This window comes from Nocardia lijiangensis NBRC 108240 (assembly GCF_001613045.1).
GTDB classification, from domain to species: domain Bacteria; phylum Actinomycetota; class Actinomycetes; order Mycobacteriales; family Mycobacteriaceae; genus Nocardia; species Nocardia lijiangensis.
Window position 1 is genome coordinate 17,707 of sequence record NZ_BDBP01000067.1, and the last position, 22,544, is coordinate 40,250.

Annotated in this window: 18 protein-coding genes and 3 tRNA genes; 12 read left to right on the forward strand and 9 right to left on the reverse strand. The window is 67.6% G+C overall.

Features of this window, described 5'->3' with window-relative positions; all coding sequences use genetic code 11:
- Positions 1 to 243: 243 nt before the first annotated feature.
- The 6 genes from rsmG to rpmH all read right to left on the reverse strand — a co-directional run bounded on the left by rsmG (position 244) and on the right by rpmH (position 3,979).
- Complete coding sequence (rsmG, locus tag NL1_RS23730) at positions 244 to 1,029, reverse strand: 16S rRNA (guanine(527)-N(7))-methyltransferase RsmG (RefSeq protein WP_084510893.1); 786 nt, start codon at positions 1,027 to 1,029, stop codon at positions 244 to 246.
- A gap of 239 nt (positions 1,030 to 1,268) precedes the next feature.
- Positions 1,269 to 1,775: a Jag family protein gene (locus NL1_RS23735; RefSeq protein WP_067843357.1), complete on the reverse strand. Its 507-nt coding sequence runs from the start codon at positions 1,773 to 1,775 to the stop codon at positions 1,269 to 1,271.
- A 122-nt stretch (positions 1,776 to 1,897) separates the two neighbouring features.
- Positions 1,898 to 2,986 carry a membrane protein insertase YidC gene (gene yidC, locus NL1_RS23740; RefSeq protein WP_067843360.1) on the reverse strand — a complete coding sequence of 363 codons (1,089 nt, stop codon included), beginning with the start codon at positions 2,984 to 2,986 and terminating at the stop codon, positions 1,898 to 1,900.
- A 4-nt stretch (positions 2,987 to 2,990) separates the two neighbouring features.
- Positions 2,991 to 3,305 carry a membrane protein insertion efficiency factor YidD gene (yidD, locus tag NL1_RS23745; RefSeq protein WP_067843449.1) on the reverse strand — a complete coding sequence of 105 codons (315 nt, stop codon included), beginning with the start codon at positions 3,303 to 3,305 and terminating at the stop codon, positions 2,991 to 2,993.
- A gap of 35 nt (positions 3,306 to 3,340) precedes the next feature.
- Positions 3,341 to 3,814, reverse strand: a complete 474-nt coding sequence (gene rnpA, locus NL1_RS23750) for a ribonuclease P protein component (protein ID WP_067843362.1) — start codon at positions 3,812 to 3,814, stop codon at positions 3,341 to 3,343.
- Positions 3,815 to 3,835: 21 nt separating this feature from the next.
- A complete protein-coding gene (gene rpmH, locus NL1_RS23755; protein WP_005516618.1) occupies positions 3,836 to 3,979 on the reverse strand; it encodes a 50S ribosomal protein L34 in 144 nt (47 codons plus the stop codon).
- A gap of 611 nt (positions 3,980 to 4,590) precedes the next feature.
- Here rpmH and dnaA point away from each other — a divergent pair.
- From dnaA to NL1_RS23810, 12 genes are all read left to right on the forward strand, one after another.
- Entirely contained in the window at positions 4,591 to 6,594 is a 2,004-nt protein-coding gene (gene dnaA, locus NL1_RS23760; protein ID WP_067843365.1) for a chromosomal replication initiator protein DnaA, read from the forward strand.
- A gap of 830 nt (positions 6,595 to 7,424) precedes the next feature.
- Positions 7,425 to 8,600 carry a DNA polymerase III subunit beta gene (dnaN, locus tag NL1_RS23765; RefSeq protein ID WP_067843368.1) on the forward strand — a complete coding sequence of 392 codons (1,176 nt, stop codon included), beginning with the start codon at positions 7,425 to 7,427 and terminating at the stop codon, positions 8,598 to 8,600.
- Between the two features lie 54 nt (positions 8,601 to 8,654).
- Complete coding sequence (recF, locus tag NL1_RS23770) at positions 8,655 to 9,836, forward strand: DNA replication/repair protein RecF (protein ID WP_067843371.1); 1,182 nt, start codon at positions 8,655 to 8,657, stop codon at positions 9,834 to 9,836.
- A 377-nt stretch (positions 9,837 to 10,213) separates the two neighbouring features.
- Positions 10,214 to 10,777: a DUF721 family protein gene (locus NL1_RS23775; protein ID WP_067843374.1), complete on the forward strand. Its 564-nt coding sequence runs from the start codon at positions 10,214 to 10,216 to the stop codon at positions 10,775 to 10,777.
- Between the two features lie 175 nt (positions 10,778 to 10,952).
- Complete coding sequence (locus NL1_RS23780) at positions 10,953 to 11,861, forward strand: alpha/beta fold hydrolase (RefSeq protein ID WP_067843376.1); 909 nt, start codon at positions 10,953 to 10,955, stop codon at positions 11,859 to 11,861.
- 299 nt (positions 11,862 to 12,160) lie between these two features.
- On the forward strand, positions 12,161 to 14,206 hold the full coding sequence (gene gyrB, locus NL1_RS23785; RefSeq protein WP_067843378.1) for a DNA topoisomerase (ATP-hydrolyzing) subunit B: 2,046 nt from the start codon (positions 12,161 to 12,163) through the stop codon (positions 14,204 to 14,206).
- A gap of 55 nt (positions 14,207 to 14,261) precedes the next feature.
- Complete coding sequence (gyrA, locus tag NL1_RS23790) at positions 14,262 to 16,775, forward strand: DNA gyrase subunit A (protein ID WP_067843382.1); 2,514 nt, start codon at positions 14,262 to 14,264, stop codon at positions 16,773 to 16,775.
- Between the two features lie 40 nt (positions 16,776 to 16,815).
- Positions 16,816 to 17,907: a DUF3566 domain-containing protein gene (locus tag NL1_RS23795; RefSeq protein WP_067843385.1), complete on the forward strand. Its 1,092-nt coding sequence runs from the start codon at positions 16,816 to 16,818 to the stop codon at positions 17,905 to 17,907.
- Between the two features lie 306 nt (positions 17,908 to 18,213).
- Positions 18,214 to 18,287, forward strand: a tRNA-Ile gene (locus NL1_RS23800).
- Positions 18,288 to 18,342: 55 nt separating this feature from the next.
- A tRNA-Ala gene (locus NL1_RS23805) sits at positions 18,343 to 18,415 on the forward strand.
- Positions 18,416 to 18,967: 552 nt separating this feature from the next.
- Positions 18,968 to 19,075: a DLW-39 family protein gene (locus tag NL1_RS39085; RefSeq protein WP_218018413.1), complete on the forward strand. Its 108-nt coding sequence runs from the start codon at positions 18,968 to 18,970 to the stop codon at positions 19,073 to 19,075.
- 24 nt (positions 19,076 to 19,099) lie between these two features.
- Positions 19,100 to 19,172, forward strand: a tRNA-Ala gene (locus tag NL1_RS23810).
- Positions 19,173 to 19,222: 50 nt separating this feature from the next.
- Here the strand turns inward: NL1_RS23810 and NL1_RS23815 are convergent.
- From NL1_RS23815 to NL1_RS23825, 3 genes are read right to left on the reverse strand one after another with little or no spacing between them, the layout of a single operon-like run.
- A complete protein-coding gene (locus tag NL1_RS23815; protein WP_067843390.1) occupies positions 19,223 to 20,410 on the reverse strand; it encodes a DUF1444 domain-containing protein in 1,188 nt (395 codons plus the stop codon).
- A gap of 55 nt (positions 20,411 to 20,465) precedes the next feature.
- A complete protein-coding gene (locus tag NL1_RS23820; protein WP_067843452.1) occupies positions 20,466 to 21,779 on the reverse strand; it encodes a cryptochrome/photolyase family protein in 1,314 nt (437 codons plus the stop codon).
- 58 nt (positions 21,780 to 21,837) lie between these two features.
- A complete protein-coding gene (locus tag NL1_RS23825) occupies positions 21,838 to 22,437 on the reverse strand; it encodes a lipocalin family protein (protein ID WP_067843392.1) in 600 nt (199 codons plus the stop codon).
- Positions 22,438 to 22,544 lie beyond the last annotated feature (107 nt).

Here is a 22,544-nt window from a genome sequence, read left to right on the forward strand (position 1 = left end):
GCTGCGGGTATTCGTCGTCGACGCGGACGCAGCCGTTTCCCGCGCTCTCGCTGCCGGCGCGCAGATTGTCACTCCGATCTCCGACGATGCATTCGGGCAGCGCGGCGCAAACAGTCAGACCGCCAAGCGAGCCGACAAGCCGATCAGTCCAACGCCGGCGCGCGAACCGCCATCAGAACGGGCAGTCGGCCCTACCGATCGGCTTCGGCAACTCCGCCCCACCGAACGCGGAAAACCCTCCGTCTACTTCCGACGACGATCGACGCTGCGGCGCAGCACCCCGCCCTCGGATCGACCGCCCTCGCGGCGAGCTCCTACCTTCTCCGCGCGGCGTCGCGGCGCGCGTTCCGCTCGGGGCAAGCGCTCCGCGCTGATCACCACCGTCGGGGTCTCCAGCACCCCGACTCCGCATTCGAGAACCTCGAACTTTCCCGCGCCAGCGCGGGTGAGTGCTTCGCCGTCGCGCTCCAATTCTTCGGCCGCGCTTGCGCCTTTCAGGGCGAGCATGCGGCCGTGGTCGCGGAGGAGGGGGAGGGACCACTGGGTGAGTTTGGCGAGGGGGGCGACGGCGCGGGAGGTGACGATGTCGGCGCCGCCCGCTTCCTTCATGACGCCGGATTGTTCGGCGCGGCCGCGGACCACGGTGATGTCGAGTCCGGCCGCGTCGATGAACTCGCTGAGGAAGACGGTGCGGCGCAGCAACGGTTCGACCAACGTGATGCGTAGGTCGGGGCGGGCGATGGCCAAGGGGATTCCGGGGAGGCCCGCGCCGCTGCCGATGTCGACGACGGTCGCTCCTTCGGGCATGAGCTCGGCGACCACCGCGCAATTGAGGATGTGCCGATCCCAGAGCCGCGGTACCTCGCGAGGACCGATCAGACCGCGCTCGACGCCGGCGGTGGCGAGGGCGGCGCAGTACCGGCGAGCGATGTCGAGCCGATCGCCGAAGACCGTGGCGGCCGCCGCCGGTGGCTCCAGCTCGGTCGGCAGTGCGGCGCTTCCACCGAGTTCTCGTTCCACGTGAAACATCCTTCCGAGCTCGAGGTCGACCAATTGCAGAATGGGGGAGGGGTGGGTTACGTGTCGCGACCGTGGCGCCCCTCGAATGGAGAAGGCCCCCGGTCCGAAGACCAGAGGCCTAGACGACGCTATCGGACGGGCAGTCCGTCCTCAGCCCGCGCACGGCCGGAGCGAGGACGGAGCTACGCCTATCCAATCATCAATCGTCAGCGTGACGAAACGCGCCGTCCGTTGAGTCAGCCCGGAAATCAGCCTGGAACGACCACAACGAAGCGGTTGGGCTCCACGCCTTCGCTCTCGCTGCTGACTCCGTCGATCGCGGCGACGGCGTCGTGCACGATCTTGCGCTCGAACGGCGTCATCGGGTCGAGCGATTCCGGCGCACCGGATTCCAGCACCCGCTTGGCGGCGGCGGTGCCGAGCGCACTCAGTTCGGAACGACGCTTGGCCCGCCAGCCCGCCACGTCGAGCATCAGGCGGCTGCGTACGCCGGTCGCCTGCTGCACCGCGAGGCGGGTCAGCTCCTGCAGTGCGTCGAGCACCTCTCCGTTGCGCCCCACCAACTTCGACAGGTCGCGGCCGCCGTCGATGCTCACGATGGCACGGTCGCCCTCGACGTCGAGGTCGATGTCGCCGTCGAAGTCGAGCACGTCGAGTAGCTGCTCGAGGTAGTCGCCCGCGATCTCGCCCTCTTCGATCAGGGCTTCCTCGGCATCGTTCACGACATCGCCGGCATCCGCTCCGGCGTTCACCATCGTCGTCGCCACGGTGGCGTCCCCTCCGTCGGTTTCAACAGTCATTTGGTTTCCTTCACTGTCCATCGCGTGGGCCAAGCGCTCGGCGCCGGGCGGAAGCGCGATCAAGGGTGGCTCGGAGGTCAGCGGCGACGCTTCTGGTTGGCGCGGCCCCGGCTACCGGAGCGCTTCTGCCCACCGGGCCTGCGCTGTCCGGAGGCCTTGCCTGCCGCGGGCTTCGAGGCGCCGTTCCCCGACGGTTCCGCATCGGACGGCTCGGCATCGACGGCGGTCGCGGCCGCCGCGGGCTTCTTCTTCGTGCTCACCGGCTTGACGCCCGGCTTCGGCGCGTTCTGCGCGCGCTGCTCGAGCTTGGCCTGCTTCTTGGCCTCTTCTTCCTTCGCCATCCGGCCGAAGACGAGGTGCTGCTGGCCGTAGGTCCAGATGTTGTTGGAGACCCAGTAGATCAGGATGGCGATCGGCAGGAACGGACCACCGACGAGCACGCCGAGCGGGAAGACCCATAGCGCCAGCTTGTTCATGATCGCAGCCTGCGGGTTGGCCGCGGCCTCCTCGGACTGCCGCGCAACCGAGGCGCGGGCGTTGAAGTGGGTCGCCAGACCGGCGATCACCATCAGCGGGATGGCGACCAGGGCGATGCTCACACGACTCGGGATGCCGCCGTAGTCGGCGAAGGCCAGCAGCTCGTTGGCCGGGGTGGTGATGAACGCCGAGATCGGCGCGCCGAAGATACGGGCGCTCAGGAAGGACTGGACGTCGGCCGCGTTGAAGACGTAGTTCGCGGTGTTCGCGTTCTCCTCGGGCGTCATACCCAGCTGACCGAACCCGTGACCGGTGCGGTTGAACGAACGCAGGACGTGGAACAGACCGAGGAAGACCGGCACCTGCGCCAGGATCGGCAGGCAGCCCATCAGCGGGTTGAAGCCGTGTTCCTTCTGGAGCTTCTGCATCTCCAGCGCCATCTTCTGGCGGTCGTTCTTGTACTTCTTCTGCAGCTCCTTGATCTGGGGCTGCAACTCCTGCATTTGCTTGGTGGTGCGCACCTGCTTCACGAACGGCTTGTAGAGCACGATGCGCAGCGTGAAGACCAGGAACACCACCGCCAGCGCCCAGGCCAGGCCGTTGTCCTTGCCGAGGCCCGGGATGGCCGCGAAAGCACGGTGCCAGAACCACAAGATCCAGGACACCGGGTAGTAGATGAAGTCGAGCACGGCTCTATGCACTCCCGTCGTTCGTATCGCCGACCGCCGCGTGCGGCGATCCTTTACAAGCGTGTGGCGCCGACGTCGAGGCGTCGGCGGCAGCCTCGTTCCGTGCGCGGTGTTTGCGCTCGGGAACGGGATCCCACCCACCAGGGTGCCAGGGCGCGCATTTGGCCAATCGCACGACCGTCAGTACGGAGCCGACGAACAGCCCTCGGGTGCGCAACGCGGTCACCGCGTACTCGCTACACGTCGGGGTGAAGCGGCACACCGGCATCCGGGTGGGGGAGACATAGGTCCGGTAGAGCTCGATCAGGAAGATCAGCATTCGGGCGGGCAGCCGGGCCAGGGCGGCGGCGAACTTCACGATGGAACGTCCGCGTCAGCGGGCACGGCCGCGACGGAACGTGCCCGTCGGTCGGTCCGGCCGGGGGCCTGTGCGACACCGAGTTTGCGCAATCCGCTGCGCAGCTGCCGCAGCAGTTCGTCGGATTCCGCGTTCGCGGCGCCGGGCAGGGCCCGGATCACGATGTCGGCGTCCGGGGGCAGTTCGGTGATCACCTGGGCGCACATATGACGCAGGCGGCGGGCCACCCGGTGTCGAACCACCGCGGAGCCCACCGCCTTGCTGACAATCAATCCGAACCTCGGCCCGCCGACACGAACGAGCGCTCCGGTGGCTACCGGAGCACCATGTCGTTCGTCAGCGCCCATAACTCCGTCATACCCGTGCACGAGCGCGTGTACGACCAGATCTCGCCTCCCGATTCGCTGGCCACGGCGCACCGTCCGGGAGAAGTCGGCACGATGATGCAACCGATACGGCTCAGGCAACACCCGAGCGTCCGAAAGCGAGGATCAGGCAGTGAGTTCGGCGCGGCCCTTGCGGCGACGCGCCGAAACGATGGCGCGACCCGCACGGGTGCGCATCCGGAGGCGGAAGCCGTGAACCCGCGCCCGACGACGGTTGTTCGGCTGGAACGTCCGCTTGCCCTTGGCCACGGTCAACACTCCTCGAGTTGGTGGGCGCCCTTCGGCACCCAAAGCTTGTCGGTGATACGTATGTGCGCGATGAATCGCGATGTCATCATCGGCGCGCGTCGGTCCTGGCGCACACGGTCGTTCAACGACCAGACACGGTCAGCACAGGACCGCCACCGCACCAAGGGGTGACTGTACGAGGGTACTGATCAGCCAGAGACGGGTCAAACTCGGCCCCCGTGGCCCGATCGAGGCCGTCGAGAGGCGACGCGCCCGGGCGTCTTCGTGACTTCGTCCACACCCCTAAGCGCGCCGAGGGCGGCTACGAGCGGCACGTTGCCAAGCGTTTGCTACAGAACCCCAGGTCGGGGCGTGATCGCCGCGAACTCCGAGCCCGTTCGACATTTCCCCAGGGTTTTCCACATCTGTGGATAATTGTGTGGAAAGACCCCTGGAGTGGCATATTCGTAGGCCGACGGCGCCAACGCCGCTGCCTTGGTACCGGGGGAATCCACGGGCAGCGTCCACACGGCTACGGACGTACGCGGGATCACAGGATAGCCCATTCTCGAACCTGCTCGCGTACCCCCGGCCGTCTGCTCCTATCGACCTACTTCCGGGGAGGAAACTGCATGGACGACGAGCAGAACGTGTTGGCCACCGTGTGGCCCGAGGTGATTGCAGAGCTCACCACCGGTTCCGCCGACGGCTCCATCCCGGCGGTGACCCGAGCACAGCAGGCCTGGCTCAAACTCGTCAAGCCGATCACCGTGGCTCAGGGCTTCGCCCTGCTCTCGGTGCCCTCGTCGCTGGCCCAGGAGGCCATCGAACGCGATCTGCGCGAACCCATCCTGCGCTCCCTCGCCCGCCGGCTCGGTCCCCAGGTCGAGGGCCTCGGCGTGCGCATCGCGGCGCCTGCCACCTCGAGTTCCGATCGTTCCGCCGCCAATCCCCGGCACGCCAGGATGACCAGCCGTCCCGAGCGCAGCAGAGAGACGTCGCAGCGCAGGGAGGCCCCCCAGCGAACCAGGGAGACGCCGCGCGGGCACGTCGGCTTCCCGGCCGATCCGCCGAGCCGCACCGACTACCCGGCCCCGAGGTACGCGCAGCAATCGGACTACGCGCCCGCGCCCGAGTACCCGGGACCGCCCGACTATCCCCAGACTCCCGATTACGCGCCCGCCGCCGAGTACACCCCGGCGCCCGAGTACCCGCCGAGCGCGGACTACCCGGCCGACGACTATCCGACCGCGTCCTACCGCGCGCAGGGCATGGGCGACTACCAGGACATGGGCGCCGACTCCGGCGCGCAGGTCCCCGAGGTGTCGACCGCGCCGCGGCGCGAGCAGGGGATGGGTTCCCGCCGGGATTCCACCCCGCCGGGACAGGAGTCCCTGTTCACGCCCGAGCCCGGTCCCGCGGCGATGCGCGGGCCGGCGCGAATGCCGTTGCGCGAAGCGGCCCCCGCGGCCTCGCACGAATCAGTCCGCGAATCCGGCGACGGGCTGCACACCGAGCAGCTCGACGACGAACCGGTCGTGAACGTCCGCAACAACTGGCCGACCTACTTCGCCAAGAGCCAGGAGAACCCCGCGCCCGCGAACTCCTCGGCCAGCCTGAACGCGAAGTACACCTTCGAGACCTTCGTCATCGGCGCGTCCAATCGCTTCGCGCACGCCGCGGCGGTGGCCATCGCCGAGGCGCCCGCCCGCGCCTACAACCCGCTGTTCGTCTGGGGCGCCTCCGGCCTCGGCAAGACGCACCTGCTGCACGCGGCGGGTCACTATGCCCAGCGGCTGTTCCCCGGCATGCGGGTGAAGTACGTGTCGACCGAAGAGTTCACCAACGACTTCATCAACAGCCTCCGCGACGACCGCAAGGTGGCGTTCAAGCGGCGCTACCGCGAGACCGACATCCTGCTGGTCGACGACATCCAGTTCATCGAGGGCAAGGAAGGCATCCAGGAGGAGTTCTTCCACACCTTCAACACGCTGCACAACGCGAACAAGCAGATCGTGGTCTCCTCCGACCGTCCGCCCAAGCAGCTGGCCACCCTGGAGGAGCGGCTGCGGACGCGGTTCGAGTGGGGCCTGATCACCGACGTGCAGCCGCCGGAGCTGGAGACCCGCATCGCCATCCTGCGCAAGAAGGCGCGGATGGATCGGCTCGACGTGCCGCACGACGTGCTCGAACTGATCGCCAGCCGGGTGGAGCGCAACATCCGCGAACTGGAGGGCGCGCTGATCCGGGTCACCGCGTTCGCCTCGCTCAACGGTCAGCCGCTGGATCTGCCGCTCGCCGAGGTGGTGCTGCGGGATCTGATGCCCGACACCGCCGCGCTGGAGATCAACGCGGCGACGATCATGGCCGTGACCGCGGAGTACTTCAACACCACGCTCGAGGAGCTGACCGGCCCAGGTAAGGCGCGGCCGCTGGCGCAGGCCAGGCAGATCGCGATGTACCTGTGCCGCGAACTCACCGACCTATCGCTGCCCAAGATCGGCCAGGCGTTCGGCCGCGACCACACCACGGTCATGTACGCGGAGAAGAAAGTCCGCAAGGAGATGACCGAACGGCGCCGCGTCTACGACCAGGTTCAGGAACTCACAGCCCGAATCAAACAGCGCTCGCGCTGAGCGTTCTCCACAGCCCAGCACCGCCCCTGACCAGGGGCGGTGCTTTTTTGTGCGCTGTGGATTCCTCGAGGAATCCTTGTGGAGTCCTCGAGGAATCCACTGGTTTCTCCACCGATTGGTGCACAGGCTTGGGGACGGGTCCCTCGGCCGTCACTCACAGGCGGATATCAACATCATCCCCATCGATCTCTGCCCACAGGCGCTGACCTGCCCTGTCTCGGTCAAGCCCTTGTGGAATCCTCGAGGAGTCCATGTGGAGTCCTCGAGGATTCCTCGAGCTGTCCACCAATCGGTGCACACGTGTGAACAACAGGGTGAATCCGGTGGAACAACTCGAGGACGACTCGAGGATGAACGTGGGACAGATTTCGAACCTCCACAGACGCCTCGGGTTCATCCTCGAGTCACCCGATGGCCATCCCCACGGCACCACACCCCCGGACCAGCGCAAACGGGCTCAGTCCACAGATTCCACAGTGCCTACTACTACTTCAGTTCTTCTTCTAATAGATCTCTCTTCAAAACAGGGTGTGTGGAAAGTCGGTCGAAGAGCGTCCGGTCGCGAGCCACTCGTCTGCACAGGCAAGGAGGGGAGGAGGATGGGTCTGTCGGACAGCGGGACATCCGCGCCGGACACGCGAAGAACAATCGAGGGTCGGACTAGGTAGCCGGGCCGCACGCGGGTACGGTTTTATGTCGGTCGCCTGTGCCAGACTGCTGGGGCGGCCGATCCAGCACCCCTTGACGAGAACCACACGCTGTCGAGCCACACAGAGTGCTCGGACGGACGCCATACAAGGATCACGGAACCGGGAGAGGACAGTCGGGCGATGGAGCTTGCGAGCATGAAGTTTCGGGTCGCCCGAGAGGATTTCGCCGAGTCCGTCGCGTGGGTCGCGCGCAGCCTGCCGTCCCGGCCTCCGGTGCCGGTTCTTGGTGGCGTGCTGCTGGTCGCGAACGAGGACGGACTGACCGTCTCGGGATTCGACTACGAGGTCTCCGCGCAGATGCGCGTCGCGGCCGAGGTCGCCGGTCCCGGTGAGGTCCTGGTCTCCGGTCGCCTGCTCGCCGACATCACCAAAGCGCTGTCCAACAAGCCGGTGGATGTCTCGGTCGACGGCACCCGCGTGCTGATCTCCTGCGGCAGCGCGAAGTTCTCGCTGCCCACCATGCCGGTCGAGGACTATCCCCAGCTGCCCGAAGTGCCGCAACAGACCGGTGAACTGAGTGTGGACGTCTTCTCCGAGGCCGTCGGTCAGGTCGCCGTCGCGGCGGGCCGTGACGACACCCTGCCGATGCTGACCGGTATCCGCGTCGAGATCGAGGGCCCGCAGGTCGTCCTGGCGGCCACCGACCGCTTCCGGCTCGCCGTGCGCCACATCGAATGGCAGCCCGCCCGCACCGATATCGAGACCTCGGTGCTGATCCCGGCGCGCACGCTGTCCGAGGCCGCCAAGACGCTCGGACCCTCCGATGCCCCCGTGCAGCTCTCGCTGGGCACCGGTGCGGGCTCGGACGGCCTGCTGGGCATCGTCAACGCGGGCCGCCGCACCACCACCCGGCTGCTCGACGCGGAATTCCCCAAGTTCCGTCAGTTGCTCCCCAAGGAACACACCTCCATCGCCACGCTGGAAGTGGCGGCGCTGACCGAGGCCATCAAGCGCGTCGCCCTGGTCGCCGAGCGCGGCGCGCAGGTGCGGCTGGAGTTCTCCAGCGAAGGCCTGCTGCTGTCGGCAGGCGGTGACGACGCGGGCCGCGCCGAGGAATGGCTGCCCGCCGATTTCCGTGGCGAAGCGCTGACCATCGCCTTCAACCCCGGCTACCTGGTGGACGGGCTGTCCGCGCTGCACTCCGACCGGGTCACCTTCGGGTTCACCACGCCCAGCCGTCCCGCGGTGCTGCTTCCGGCGAGCGAGGACGAGCCCGAGGTGCTCGACTCCGGTGCCTTCGCCGCGCTGGCCAGCAACTACATCTACCTGCTGATGCCGGTTCGGCTCCCGGGCTGAGCATCTGTGCGTGATCCGGTGCCCTCTCCCGTGGTGACCGGGGCGGTGTAGCGAATGTTCATCCGAGCGCTGTCGCTGCGCGACTTCCGCTCCTGGGAGCACGCGGAACTCGAATTATCCCCAGGCCGCACGGTGTTCTTGGGATCGAACGGCAACGGCAAGACCAACCTGCTCGAGGCGATCGGCTACCTGGCCACTCTCGGCTCGCACCGGGTGGCCGCCGACGCGCCTCTGATCCGGATGGGGGCGCAGCGCGCGCGGATCGGCGCCACGGTGGTCAACACCGGCCGCGAGCTGCGCGTCGACGTGGAGCTCAACCAGGGCGCGGCCAATCGCGCGCAGATCAACAGATCGCCGGTGCGCAGGCCCAGGGAGATACTCGGGATTCTGCAGACGGTCCTGTTCGCGCCGGAGGATCTGGCGCTGGTGCGCGGCGACCCGGGGGAGCGCCGCAGACTCCTCGACGAGTTGTGCACAGCCCGCCTCCCCCGATTGGCCGGTGTGCGCTCGGACTACGACCGGGTGCTGCGCCAGCGCTCGGCCCTGTTGAAAACCGCTGGGCGACAAGTCAGATCCAAGGCCGACCTGAGCACCCTCGACGTGTGGGACGGACACCTGGCCGAGCACGCCTGTGTACTGCTGGCTGAGCGGTTGCGGCTGGTGCACGACCTGTATCCCCATCTGGCACAGTCCTATCGGTCGATCGCTCCCGAATCCCGGCCCGCCGCAATCGGTTACCGCAGCGCGTATCTGCCGCCGGAGTTCCTGGATCCGGCGCGGGAACCGCAGGCCGACGACGCCGCGGCGCTGGGGGAGATCGTGCTGCGGGAGCTCGGCGCGGCGCGGTCCAAGGAATTGGAGCGCGGTGTCTGCCTGGTGGGACCGCACCGCGACGACCTCGAACTGACGCTCGGTGACGCCCCGGCGAAGGGATTCGCCAGCCACGGCGAGTCCTGGTCCTTCGCCCTTGCCCTTCGCCTCGGCGCGTTCGACCTGCTCCGCTCGACCGGAGCCGAGCCGGTGCTGTTGCTCGACGACGTCTTCGCCGAACTCGACCGGCGCCGCCGCACCGCGCTCGCCGAGGTCGCGGCGGGCGCCGAACAGGTATTGATCACCGCCGCCGTGCCCGAGGACGTGCCCGCCGAGCTGGCCGCGGTTCCGCTGCGGGTGGAGACCACCGGGGAATCGGCGCACCGCACCTCTCGTATCGTCGAGCCCGCGCCCGGATTCGCCTGACGCGAGATGTTCACAGCAAGCCCGTCGGTTGTGCACAGGTGGGGATCGCCGACGCGGACAGGCGCCGACACGTGTGACGGTTCGTCGGCGGGCTCCCGTACAGTTTCCCTGCACCGGGGTCGGGCTGGCACTGCCGATTCATCCCCAGCGCCTGTGGAGAACTTCGCCGGAAGGTGTTGTCCCACAGCAGTGCAGGATCGTCCGGCGGTCCCGGCCGCACCGCGCCGCACTTCCGGAAAAAGGCCACGAACAGGCGTTCGACCCCGCGACGGCAAGCGTGCTGACCGGGCGTTTCGGTGTCGAACCCGGCCGGCATGCGGTTGGGGACAACAGAGCAAGATCTGGGGACAAACCCGGTGGTCGAACGGAGCGCGACGATGACCGATCAGCCCGAACAGGGCGTTCAGCAGCCTGGCGGCGAGCCACAGTTGCGCGGCATCGACCTGGCCAGGCGCGCACTCGAAGAGGCCCGCGCCGCGGCGAAGGCCAGTGGAAAGTCGGTCGGCCAGGGCCGGGCCTCGCCGGTACGAAAGCTGCGCACCGGAGCCCGCAGGCGCACCGGATGGTCCGGCGCGCGCCCGGACGACCGCGATCCCCAGCTGTTGTCCCAGCTCGCGACGCGCATCGCCAAGGGGCGCGGCTGGGACGGCAAGGTTGCCGAGGGCACGGTGCTCGGCCGCTGGGCAGGCGTCGTCGGCGAGGACATCGCCTCGCACGCCACCCCGATCACGCTCAAGGACGGTGTGCTGACCATTGCCGCGGAGTCCACCGCGTGGGCGACCCAGCTGCGCATGCTCCAGAGCCAGATCCTGGCGAAGATCAACGCCGCGGTCGGCCAGGGCGTGGTGACCCAGCTGAAGATCTCCGGCCCGGCCGCGCCCAGCTGGCGCAAGGGCGAGCGGCACATCAAAGGCCGCGGTCCGCGCGACACCTACGGCTGACCAGCGCTCGCCGCACCCTGGCGAATACCCGATACTCGGTGTTACGTTTATCCGCACCATCCACAGGATTTCCCCAGTTTCCCCACAGGGACCTGCGGTTTCACGTGGAACGCCCGACCCGATGCCGACCAGTGGCTCGCATCGGATCGACAACGCGCACAGGAGAAACGGATCGATGACGATCAGCACCGCGGGCCCGTTCCCCGCCAAGGCCACCGCCACTGTTCGCCGCGGCGATATCGAGCTCGCGGTGTTCGAATGCGGCGATCCCGGGGCGACGCCCATCCTCCTCGTGCACGGCTGGCCCGATACTCACATCCTGTGGAATCGCGTCGCCGCTCAGCTGGCCGGCCGCTACCGCGTCATCTCCTTCGACAACCGCGGCGCGGGTGACAGCACGGTCCCCACCGAGGTGGCGGCCTATCGGATCGAGGAACTGGCCGCCGATGTGCGCGCCGTCGTCGACGCCGTGGCGCCCGGGCAGCGGGTGCACGTGCTCGGGCACGACTGGGGTTCGGTGATCGGCTGGGAACTCGTGAGCGACCCCGCGGCGGGCGACCGTATCGCGTCGTTCAGTTCGCTCTCCGGCCCGAACCTCGACTTTCTCGGCGCGTACCTGCGCGGCCCGATCTCGGCGGCTCGCCTGCGCGGGTCGCTCGCGCAGGGCCTCGCCTCGGCCTACACCGTCGCCTTCCAGATCCCCGGTCTGCCCAATCCGGTACTGCGCGCGCTGTCGAATCGCTGGCCGCGTTTCCTCGCCTTCTTCGACGGACTCGACCCCGCGCTGGTGCACACCGCGCCGACGCTGCGCGCCGACATGATCAATAATCTCAAGCTCTACCGCGCGAATATCCGTGCGCACCTGCGCAATCCGCGTCCGCGCCGGGTGCCGGTCCCGGTCCAGCTGATCGTCTCCATCAGTGACAGGGCGGTGCGCCCTGTGGTGCACGCCGAGGCCGATCGGTGGGTCGCCGACCTGACCAGGACCGAGATCCCGGCGCGGCACTGGTCGCCGATCTCGCATCCCGAGGCCCTCGCCGCGCGCACCGCCGAGTTCGTCGAACGGGTCGCGGTCTCCGGGTGATCGCGGCTAGCGTCCGGCACGGCGTGCTGAGCACATCTGTGAGTCCCTGAAACCGTCGCGAGGAAGACCCGACTCGTCGCTGATCGATTTCTCGCAGCTATGAAGCCGTCAGGGGTGTCGTAGGTGCATTGTGGTGCGGGGCTACCAGTAGGATGGTGGCGTAACTAGCGGCGAACCTTCGGCGCGTTCCGCGCAGCCCCCGCGTGGGCCCGTGAATCTAGACCCGTCCAGACCCCGGGCCTCGCTTGCGCTGCGCGATCGTTGCGCCGGGGTCAGCAAGTAAGGAGAGCTACCGACCAGTGGCTGCCAAGGACTCCAACGATTCGACCAAGGCGACATCGGGCAAGCAGGACTACGGTGCCTCCTCTATCACCGTCCTCGAGGGACTCGAGGCGGTCCGCAAGCGCCCGGGCATGTACATCGGCTCGACCGGTGAGCGCGGCCTGCACCACCTGATCTGGGAGGTGGTCGACAACTCCGTCGACGAGGCGATGGCGGGCTACGCGACGCGCGTCGATGTCAAGCTGCTGGCCGACGGCGGCGTCGAGGTGGTCGACGACGGCCGCGGCATCCCGACCGGCATGCACGCGCAGGGCATCCCCACCATCGAGGTGGTCATGACCCAGCTGCACGCGGGCGGCAAGTTCGACTCCGACGCCTACGCGGTGTCCGGTGGTCTGCACGGCGTCGGCATCTCGGTGGTGAACGCGCTGTCCAGCCGGCTCGAGGCCGAGGTCGACCACGACGGTTACCACTGGACCCAGGAGTACAAGGACTCCAAGCCCGGCAAACTGCTGCAGGGCGAGGCGACCAAGCGCACCGGAACCACCATCCGGTTCTGGCCCGATTCGGAGATCTTCGAGACCACGACCTTCAACTTCGAGACGGTCGCGCGGCGTCTGCAGGAGATGGCGTTCCTGAACAAGGGCCTCACCATCACCCTCACCGACGAGCGGGTCTCCGAGAGCGAGGTCACCGACGAGGTCGTCAGCGACACCGCCGAGGCGCCCAAGCACCTCGACGAGAACACGCCCGCCGTCGCGGAGCCGAAGGTCAAGGTCCGCACCTACCACTACCCCGGCGGACTCGAGGACTTCGTCAAGCACATCAACCGGACCAAGCAGCCGATCCACAACTCGGTCGTCGGCTTCACCGGCAAGGGCACCGGGCACGAGCTCGAGGTCGCGATGCAGTGGAATTCCGGCTATTCGGAATCCGTCCACACCTTCGCCAACACCATCAACACCCACGAGGGCGGCACCCACGAAGAGGGCTTCCGCGCCGCTCTCACCACGGTGGTGAACAAGTACGCGAAGGACAAGAAGCTCCTCAAGGAGAAGGACGGCAACCTCACCGGCGACGATATCCGCGAGGGTCTCGCCGCGATCGTGAGCGTGAAGATCTCCGACCCGCAGTTCGAGGGCCAGACGAAGACCAAGCTCGGCAACACCGAGGTCAAGTCGTTCGTGCAGCGCACGTGCAACGAGCACCTTGCGCACTGGTTCGAGGCCAACCCTGCCGACGCGAAGACCATCGTGCAGAAGGCCGTCTCCTCGGCGCAGGCCCGCGTCGCGGCCCGCAAGGCGCGCGAGCTGGTGCGCCGCAAGTCCGCCACCGACCTGGGCGGTCTGCCCGGCAAGCTGGCCGACTGCCGCTCCAAGGACCCGAGCAAGTCCGAGATCTACATCGTCGAGGGCGACTCCGCCGGTGGCTCGGCCAAGTCCGGCCGCGACTCGATGTACCAGGCGATCCTTCCGCTGCGCGGCAAGATCATCAACGTCGAGAAGGCGCGCATCGACCGGGTCCTCAAGAACAACGAGGTCCAGTCGATCATCACCGCCTTCGGCACCGGCATCCACGACGAGTTCGACATCGCCAAGCTGCGCTATCACAAGATCGTGCTGATGGCCGACGCCGACGTGGACGGCCAGCACATCTCGACGCTGCTGCTGACGCTGCTGTTCCGCTTCATGCGCCCGCTCGTCGAGCACGGCCACGTCTACTTGGCCCAGCCGCCGCTGTACAAGCTCAAGTGGCAGCGCAGCGATCCGGAGTTCGCCTACTCCGACCGGGAGCGCGACGGCCTGCTCGAGGCCGGTCTCGCCGCGGGCAAGAAGATCAACAAGGACGACGGCGTCCAGCGCTACAAGGGTCTCGGCGAGATGAACGCCAAGGAGCTGTGGGAGACCACGATGGACCCCGCGGTGCGGGTGCTTCGTCAAGTGACGCTCGACGACGCGGCCGCGGCCGACGAGCTGTTCTCGGTGCTGATGGGCGAGGACGTCGAGGCGCGTCGCAGCTTCATCACCCGCAATGCCAAGGACGTTCGCTTCCTCGACGTGTAGCCGGCGTGCAAACCGCTGACGAACCAGCCCTTTCACGCCCCGCTAAGGAGACCGCATGACTGAGACAACGCTGCCCCCGAACGGCGGTGCAGGTGACCGGATCGAACCGGTCGACATCCAGAACGAAATGCAGAGCAGCTACATCGATTACGCGATGAGCGTGATCGTGGGCCGCGCGCTGCCCGACGTGCGCGACGGCCTCAAGCCGGTGCACCGGCGCGTGCTCTACGCGATGTACGACAACGGGTACCGCCCGGATCGCGGCTACGTGAAGTCCGCGCGCCCGGTCGCCGAGACCATGGGTAACTACCACCCGCACGGCGACGCGTCGATCTACGACACCCTGGTCCGCATGGCCCAGCCGTGGTCGCTGCGTTACCCGCTGGTCGACGGCCAGGGCAACTTCGGTTCCCGCGGCAACGACGGCGCGGCCGCCATGCGATACACCGAGTGCCGCCTGACGCCGCTCGCGATGGAGCTGCTGCGTGAAATCGACCACGAGACGGTCGATTTCGCGCCGAACTACGACGGTCGTTCGCAGGAACCGGTGGTTCTCCCCAGCCGGGTGCCGAACCTGTTGATGAACGGCTCCAACGGCATCGCGGTCGGCATGGCGACCAACATCCCGCCGCACAACCTCAACGAGCTCGCCGAGGCGATCTACTGGGCGCTGGAGAACTACGACGCCGACGAGGAGAGCACCCTCGCCGCGTGCATGGAGCGGGTCAAGGGCCCGGACTTCCCGACGCACGGCCTGATCGTCGGCAACCAGGGCATCAACGACGCCTACACCACCGGTCGCGGCTCGATCCGCATGCGCGGTGTGGTGGAGATCGAAGAAGACAACCGCGGTCGCACCACGATCGTCATCACCGAGCTGCCGTACCAGGTCAACACCGACAACTTCATCAACTCGATCGCCGAGCAGGTCAAGGACGGCAAGATCGCGGGTATCTCGGATATCCACGACGAGTCCTCCGACCGCGCGGGTATGCGAATCGTGGTGACGGTCAAGCGCGATGCCGTCGCCAAGGTGGTGCTGAACAACCTCTACAAGCACACCCAGCTGCAGACCAGCTTCGGCGCCAACATGCTGTCCATCGTCGACGGCGTGCCGCGCACGCTGCGCCTGGACCAGATGATCCGGCTCTACGTCGATCACCAGTTGGAAGTCATCGTCCGGCGCACCCGCTACCTGCTGCGCAAGGCCGAGGAGCGGGCCCACATCCTGCGCGGCCTGGTCAAGGCGCTCGACGCGCTCGACGAGGTCATCGCGCTGATCCGGCGTTCGGCCAACACCGACACCGCGCGCACCGGCCTGATGCAGCTGCTCGAGATCGACGAGATCCAGGCCACCGCCATCCTCGACATGCAGCTGCGGCGCCTCTCCGCGCTGGAGCGGCAGAAGATCGTCGACGATCTGGCCAAGATCGAAACCGAAATCGCCGACTACAAGGACATTCTCGACAAGCCGGAGCGGCAGCGCGCGATCGTGCGCGACGAGCTGGCCGAGATCGTCGACAAGTACGGCGACGAGCGGCGCACCCGGATCATCGCCGCCGACGGCGACGTGGCCGACGAGGACCTGATCGCCCGCGAGGACGTGGTCGTCACGATCACCGAGACCGGCTACGCCAAGCGCACCAAGACCGACCTCTACCGTTCGCAGAAGCGCGGCGGAAAGGGCGTGCAGGGCGCGGGTCTCAAGCAGGACGACATCGTCAAGCACTTCTTCGTCACCTCGACGCACGACTGGCTGCTGTTCTTCACGAACAAGGGCCGCGTCTACCGCGCCAAGGCGTACGAGCTGCCCGAGGCCAACCGCACCGCGCGCGGTCAGCACGTCGCCAACCTGCTGGCCTTCCAGCCGGACGAGAAGATCGCCCAGATCATTCAGATCAAATCCTACGAAGATGCCCCGTATCTGGTGCTGGCCACGAAGAATGGTCTCGTGAAGAAATCGAAGCTGTCGGACTTCGATTCCAACCGCAGCGGCGGCATCGTCGCGGTGAACCTGCGCGACGAGGACGAGCTGGTCGGCGCCGTGCTCTGCTCGGCCGACGACGACCTGCTGCTCGTCTCGGCGCAGGGCCAGTCGATCCGCTTCTCGGCCACCGACGAGGCGCTGCGTCCGATGGGTCGCGCCACCTCCGGTGTTCAGGGCATGCGGTTCAACGCCGAGGACGAACTGTTGTCGCTCAACGTCGTTCGACCCGAAACGTATCTGCTGGTGGCGACCTCGGGCGGCTACGCGAAGCGCACCGCCATCGAGGAATACACCGCGCAGGGTCGCGGCGGTAAAGGTGTATTGACTATCCAGTTCGACGCCAAGCGTGGCACCCTTGTCGGTGCACTCATCGTCGACGACGAGGATGAGCTCTACGCGATCACGTCCGGCGGTGGCGTCATCCGGACGGCGGCTAAGCAGGTTCGTAAGGCTGGGCGACAGACCAAGGGCGTGCGATTGATGAACCTCGCAGAGGGAAGTACGTTGCTTGCTATCGCGCGCAACGCCGACGAACCCGATCAGGTCGACGGTGGCGACGACTCCGGTTCCTCCCAGCAGTAACCCCCCAAGCGGCGGCAACGAACGGATCTAAGGATTCCCATTGACCACTCCGAATCAGCCGAATGACGGGCACCAGACCAACGGTGTGACCGAGCGGATCGCACCGTCTCCGATTCCGCCGCGGCCGATCCCCAGGCCCGGTGGGCCCGAATCCGGACAGCCGGCCGGTGGCCAGCAGGGTGGCCAGCCGCAGCAGAACGCAGGCCAGCAGGGCGATTTCGCGCCCAAGCAGGGTGCGCCGGAGTCCGGCGGCGGCGCGAAGGAAGGGTTCGATCAGGAGACCGTGCGGATGGGCGCGCCCGCCGAATCCGGCGGCCCGGACGGTGCGGAGCAGCCGAAGCCGGGCGGCGGTCAGTCGCAGTTCAAGGACGGGTGGTCGCAGCTGCCCCAGCGAGAGCCGCAATCCAACCTGTACCGGCCCGGTCAGGCGCCGGTGGCGGGCAGGCCGCCCGCGGGTGGTGGCGGGGTCGGCAACCCCGCTGCGGCTGCCCCCGGCGCCGCCGCGGTCGGCCTCAACGGCGGCGGTGCCACCAATGCCCGCACGACGGCCGACCTCGCGGCCAAGGCGGCGCGCAAGGAAGCGGCGATGGTGAAGTCGGTCGGCATCGACGGGCCCACCCGCAGCATCGCGCGGCCGGAACTCATCAAGGACATGCCCGACCTGTCCGAGATCCGGCATCCGCTACCCCACCCCGAGCCAGTCGGCGCGGGCCCGCAGGCGCACTTCTCGCCCGCGGTGCCGGTCGGGATCGCCGCGGCCGCGGCCTCCGGTGAGCCGCTACGCGCCACAGTGCAGATCCGTCGCATCGACCCCTGGTCGACGCTGAAGATCTCGCTGGTGATCAGCGTGGCGCTGTTCTTCGTGTGGATGCTCGCCGTCGGCCTGCTCTACATCGTGCTCGAGGGCATGGGCGTGTGGGAGCGGCTGAACAACACGTTCACCGACATGGTGTCCCAGGACAGCGGCACGGTGGGCCTGATCGACGCGGGCACGGTGTTCGGCTACGCCGGCGTCATCGGGCTGATCAACGTGGTGCTGTTCACCGCGCTCGGCACGGTCGCCACGTTCATCTACAACCAGTGCTGCGATCTGGTCGGCGGCATCCAGGTCACTCTCGCGGACCCGGATTAGAAACGCAGCCGGGACGGACTCCGTCGACAGCTTCGCGCACGGCCGGAGCTGAGGCGGCGGACAGCCCGGCTCACGGAAGTTCTCGGCGACGGCCGGTATCAGCCCTTCGGGGGTGGATACCGGCCGTTGCCGTTCGGGTCGAATTTCCCATGGCGGGCCGCCTGGCAGCCATCCGTCGTCAGTGGGCCGAAATCGCCCCCGCTAGGCCCGCTACCAGCCGTTTTGGTTGATACCGGTGGTGTCGGGTAACCTTTCTCCTCGGCGGGTTCAGGTCAGTATGTACTCGACAGTGATCCGATGCCACACGGGCCTATAGCTCAGGCGGTTAGAGCGCTTCGCTGATAACGAAGAGGTCGGAGGTTCAAGTCCTCCTAGGCCCACTCCCGATTTCCGGTCTACGACTTTCTGGCGATCCAACGCCGTTCCCGTAGGCAAGGGGCCTTAGCTCAATTGGCAGAGCACTGCCTTTGCAAGGCAGGGGTTAGGGGTTCGATTCCCCTAGGCTCCACAACACGATTCCCTCGGGCCGCGATGTGCGCCCATACGAGCCGAGGAACAGCTAGTAGCTGGTCTTCTCGGCTGGCTGATTCGTCGCCTACATCCTTTGTCGGGCAGAGATGGCGGATCGAGCGCTGGTCAGTCGACCAAGTCACCACGCCGTATCGATCGTCAGCGCCAATGGTCCGATCAGTGTCCAGCTCACCACACCCATCACATCTCCGGGGATCCCGTCGGTTCCCCGCCGATCGCGCCGTTGAACAGTGATTCGCCGACCGAGCCGGACCGGCACGCCCGCGGGTCACTGCGAGCTCGATCGTGTACCGGACCGCCGCGCCGATCAGGCTCGACAGGATATCCCGCACCGGAGTCCGAACGGTGTCGACGAGCGGCCGGACGTTGCCATCACGAACTTCCTTGCGGCCGAAGGAAAGAGCCGATCCGTCGTCGGCGCTACCGGCAGCGTGCGAGCGAAGACGTCTGTACTCACAGACGTTCGCTCGTCGTCTGTGACCCGTCCGGTCGTCGTACGGTTCCGCCCGCGCCGAGTAGGGTGGGAACCATGAAGATTCTCCTGACGGTCGGCGTCGTTGTCGCAGTTCTCTTCGGAATCACCAAGCTGCGCAAGCGCGACGAAGCGGACTTGTGGCACGAGGTCACCACCCGCTGAAATCCATTCCAGCCACGGGGACTCGGGGCCTTAGCTCAATTGGCAGAGCACTGCCTTTGCAAGGCAGGGGTTAGGGGTTCGATTCCCCTAGGCTCCACGCATACCGGCGCGTGCTTCTCACAAGCACGCGCCGATTCACGTTCTGGCCTACAGGTCGACCGCTACGGCGCGCAGGCGCTCGATGGTGGGGGCGTCGGGCCAGTATCTGGCCAGGTAGCGGGGCGGGGACATGGAGGGGACCGGGGTGAGGTCGGTGACGGCCGCGAGGGTGGCGAAGGGGATGGCGAGGGTTTCGACGATCTCGTCGTTCTCGTCGGTCAGGCAGAGATCGATGTAGTCGGCTTCGGGGAGCAGGGTCTGGATTTCCTCCGCCCAGGGGGCGATGGTGTACGAACCGTCGTCGCCGGTCGTGAAGTTGAGCCCGGAGGGGTATGCGGGGTCGATGCCGTAGGGCGCGAAGCCGTCTTCGTCGTCCAGCGCCTCGATGAGCACTTCGTGCTGGGCGTGGTACTCGGTGCTGGCCAGGCCGCAGCGTGCCCGGTGGGCGGCGTGCAGCTGCGGGTGCGGGCCCGCCAGGTCGAACGGGACGACCGCGCCGTTCTCGCCGGTGGTGTAGGCCTGGGGTGAGAGGCGCCGCACCGCGTCGACGTACTGCGACTCGGCGGTTTCGAAGAGGTGCTCGAGAAGTTCGGGTTCGTCCAGCGCGAGGATGAGGCAATCGTCCTCGGGGATGAAGGCGACGGCTCGGCGACCCTCGGCGCCGAGCGAGGACAGCCAGCCGGGGAGCAGCAGCCAGGAGGTCGCGTAGTGGTCGCCGTCGTCGACGATGCGCGAATATGCGCCCTCCTCCAGTTCGACGTCAGGCGCTTTCTCCGCGAGGTTTTCGCGCGCGGCGTCGAACACCTCGTAGGGTGTGACGCCCCAGCCTGTCACGTGGTCGGGCGCGACGAGGATGCGCTTGTCGGGCAGGTCGATCGCGACCAGCTCGTCGATGAAGGGGAAGGCCGGGCGCGAGATCGGGCGCACGCCGGGCCCGCCGTAGGTGGACGGGCGCAGGATCGGAAAGAGCATGGACCGGGCCGATTCCCAATCCGAGGGCGAGTCGTCGGTGGCGTGCAACGCCGAGAGGAACCGCGTGACGCGCTCCGAACGGTCCTCGGGCGAAAGCTCGGCGGTGTCGCGGAAGATGTTGTGCAGGTTGATGACCAGGCCGTCGGGCAGTTCGAAGCAGAATTCGGTGGGTTGATACTTCGCGCCCTCGATGCCCAGGTCGTCGAGGTGTCGGCGCACGAGCGCGGCGAACTCGCTCGACGTTGGCTTTCGTGAATTGTTCACTCGGCCAAAGTAATCACCCGCACCGACAGCCGCAGCACGGCGGGGTTGCCGAACCTCACATGCCGACGAAATCGATGATCGGAGCGGGATAGCCGGCATCAATACGCCACGGCGTGTGGATCCACGGACCCTCGAGGTGCGCGAGTTCCGGGATCCAACGCCGCACGTAATCGCCCGCGGGGTCGTAGCGCTTGGCCTGGCGCAGCGGGTTGAGTGCGCGGTTGGGCCTGGTGTCCGTGCCGGTGCCCGCCACCCACTGCCAGTTGAGCTGGTTGTTGGCGAGATCGGCGTCGACGAGCCAGTAGAGGAAGTGAGCCGCGCCGATGCGCCAGTGCACCCGAAGGGATTTGGTGAGGAAGCTGGCCGCGATCAGGCGCGCGCGGCCCGGCATCCAGCCTTCGGCGCGCAGCTGACGCATGCCCGCGTCGACGATCGGGTAGCCGGTGCGTCCGTCGCGCCACGCGTCCACCGCGTGCGGGTCGTCGCGCCAGTGGGTCGGGCGTGCGCGATAGTCGTGCCAGGCGGCGTCGGGCCGGGCGGCCAGGAGCTGGTGGTGGAAGTCGCGCCAGGCCAGCTGCCTGGCGAAGGCGTGTCCGCCCTCGGTCGACATGTCGACCCGGCGTACCACCTCGGTGGGGGACAGGCAGCCGAAGTGCAAGTAGGCCGAGAGCCGGGAGGTGGCGTCGGCGGCCAGATCGTCGCTGTGCCGCGCGTACCCGGCGAGCGGGCCGGACAGCCAGTCGCGCAGAAGCTTTCGGCCCGTCGTCTCTCCGCCGACGGCCAGCCGGGGCGAGGATTCGCCCGAGCGCAGATCGTCGGGCTTCGGCAGCGGGTCGCCCGATATTCGCGGCAGGGTGAGGGCGCGTGGTTTGCCGAGAGGCTTGCGCCGGTGTGTTTCCGACCAGCGCCGGAAGTAGGGGGTGAAGACCGCGAAATGATCGCGACCGGTCGACGGCACCAGCAGCTCCGGGTCGACCGCGGTGACGGTGGCGGCGTGCACGTCGACGCGACAGTCACGGCGCCGCAGCCGTTCACGCAATCCGTCCGCGCGCGACCGGCTGTACCCGCTCACGTCCTCGGCGAGATGCACTTTCACGGAGCCGGTTTCGGCGACTACGCGGTCGACCTCGTCCACCACCTCGCCGCGGCGCACTACGAGTCGTCCGCCGACCGCGCGGAGTTCGTTGTCGAGTTCGGCGAGGGCGGCGGCGAGGAAGCGAGCGCGGTTGGGCGGGCAGCGATCCGGTACCAGGTCGCGATCGATGACGAACAGCGGAACCACCGTGTCGCCCTCCCGGTGTGCCGCGGTGAGGACCGGATTGTCGTGCACCCGTAGGTCGCGGGTGAAGAGCGCCACCGAGGTTGTCATCGGGCGGCTCCGCACCGACGCGAACGCGACCCTCGCGGGGCCCATACCGTCTCGACCATCACGTCGTGCACAGCGGTGCGATCGCGGACAGCCCGCCGATGGTCGGCGAGGTGAGGTAGAGACACGGGTTCTGGCCCGCGGCGACGATCGCCGCCTGCACGTCTGCCCATGCTTGCCTGTCGAGGGCGGGATTACGGGCGAGTACGAAGCCCGAGGCGCGGGTCGGGTCGGTCACGATCGCCCAGGAATAGTCCGGGCCGAGTGCGGTGACGATGTAGTTCGTCGGGCCGTCCAGCTGATCCTGGGTGAGTACGCCGGGAAAGCTGACGTGCAGCTGCGCGCCCGTGACCCGATCGTTCACCCGCGCGGTGCCGCGGATCTCGTTGACCGTCCCGGTCCATGTGGTGCACCGGTTGTGCACGGCGATGTCGCCGTTCGGGTCGAGTGCGTAGTCGGCGGTGGTGTCGCGAGCGCAGGCGAGGTTGAAGTATTGCGGAACCGCGGCGAGTTGACGCCACGTGCCGAGGTAGCGGTCGAGGTCGAGGGCGGGCACGGGGGCGGGCGGTTCGGCCGCCGCGGTGCCGATGGCCGCGCCCGTCACCGCGATGACAGCGGTCGCGAGATGTACGCACCATCGTGTTGTTCGGCGAGAGTCCATCGGACCTCCTCGAGTCGGCGACTCTTGCCATGATAGCAGTCAACGATGCACAAACGATGCAAATAGATGTCCGCCACGACGTGAGTTCGGGCGTCCATGCGGAACGG

Coding starts and splice junctions, on each gene's coding strand:
- NL1_RS23820 (WP_067843452.1), bottom strand. CDS start 21,779: ATGACAACCTCGGTGGCGCTCTTCACCCGCGACCTACGGGTGCACGAC.
- yidD (WP_067843449.1), bottom strand. CDS start 3,305: ATGCTGATCTTCCTGATCGAGCTCTACCGGACCTATGTCTCCCCCACC.
- NL1_RS23735 (WP_067843357.1), bottom strand. CDS start 1,775: ATGGTGAACGCCGGAGCGGATGCCGGCGATGTCGTGAACGATGCCGAG.
- recF (WP_067843371.1), top strand. CDS start 8,655: ATGTTCATCCGAGCGCTGTCGCTGCGCGACTTCCGCTCCTGGGAGCAC.
- dnaA (WP_067843365.1), top strand. CDS start 4,591: ATGGACGACGAGCAGAACGTGTTGGCCACCGTGTGGCCCGAGGTGATT.
- NL1_RS23775 (WP_067843374.1), top strand. CDS start 10,214: ATGACCGATCAGCCCGAACAGGGCGTTCAGCAGCCTGGCGGCGAGCCA.
- rsmG (WP_084510893.1), bottom strand. CDS start 1,029: ATGTTTCACGTGGAACGAGAACTCGGTGGAAGCGCCGCACTGCCGACC.
- dnaN (WP_067843368.1), top strand. CDS start 7,425: ATGGAGCTTGCGAGCATGAAGTTTCGGGTCGCCCGAGAGGATTTCGCC.
- gyrA (WP_067843382.1), top strand. CDS start 14,262: ATGACTGAGACAACGCTGCCCCCGAACGGCGGTGCAGGTGACCGGATC.
- NL1_RS39085 (WP_218018413.1), top strand. CDS start 18,968: ATGAAGATTCTCCTGACGGTCGGCGTCGTTGTCGCAGTTCTCTTCGGA.
- NL1_RS23825 (WP_067843392.1), bottom strand. CDS start 22,437: ATGGACTCTCGCCGAACAACACGATGGTGCGTACATCTCGCGACCGCT.
- NL1_RS23780 (WP_067843376.1), top strand. CDS start 10,953: ATGACGATCAGCACCGCGGGCCCGTTCCCCGCCAAGGCCACCGCCACT.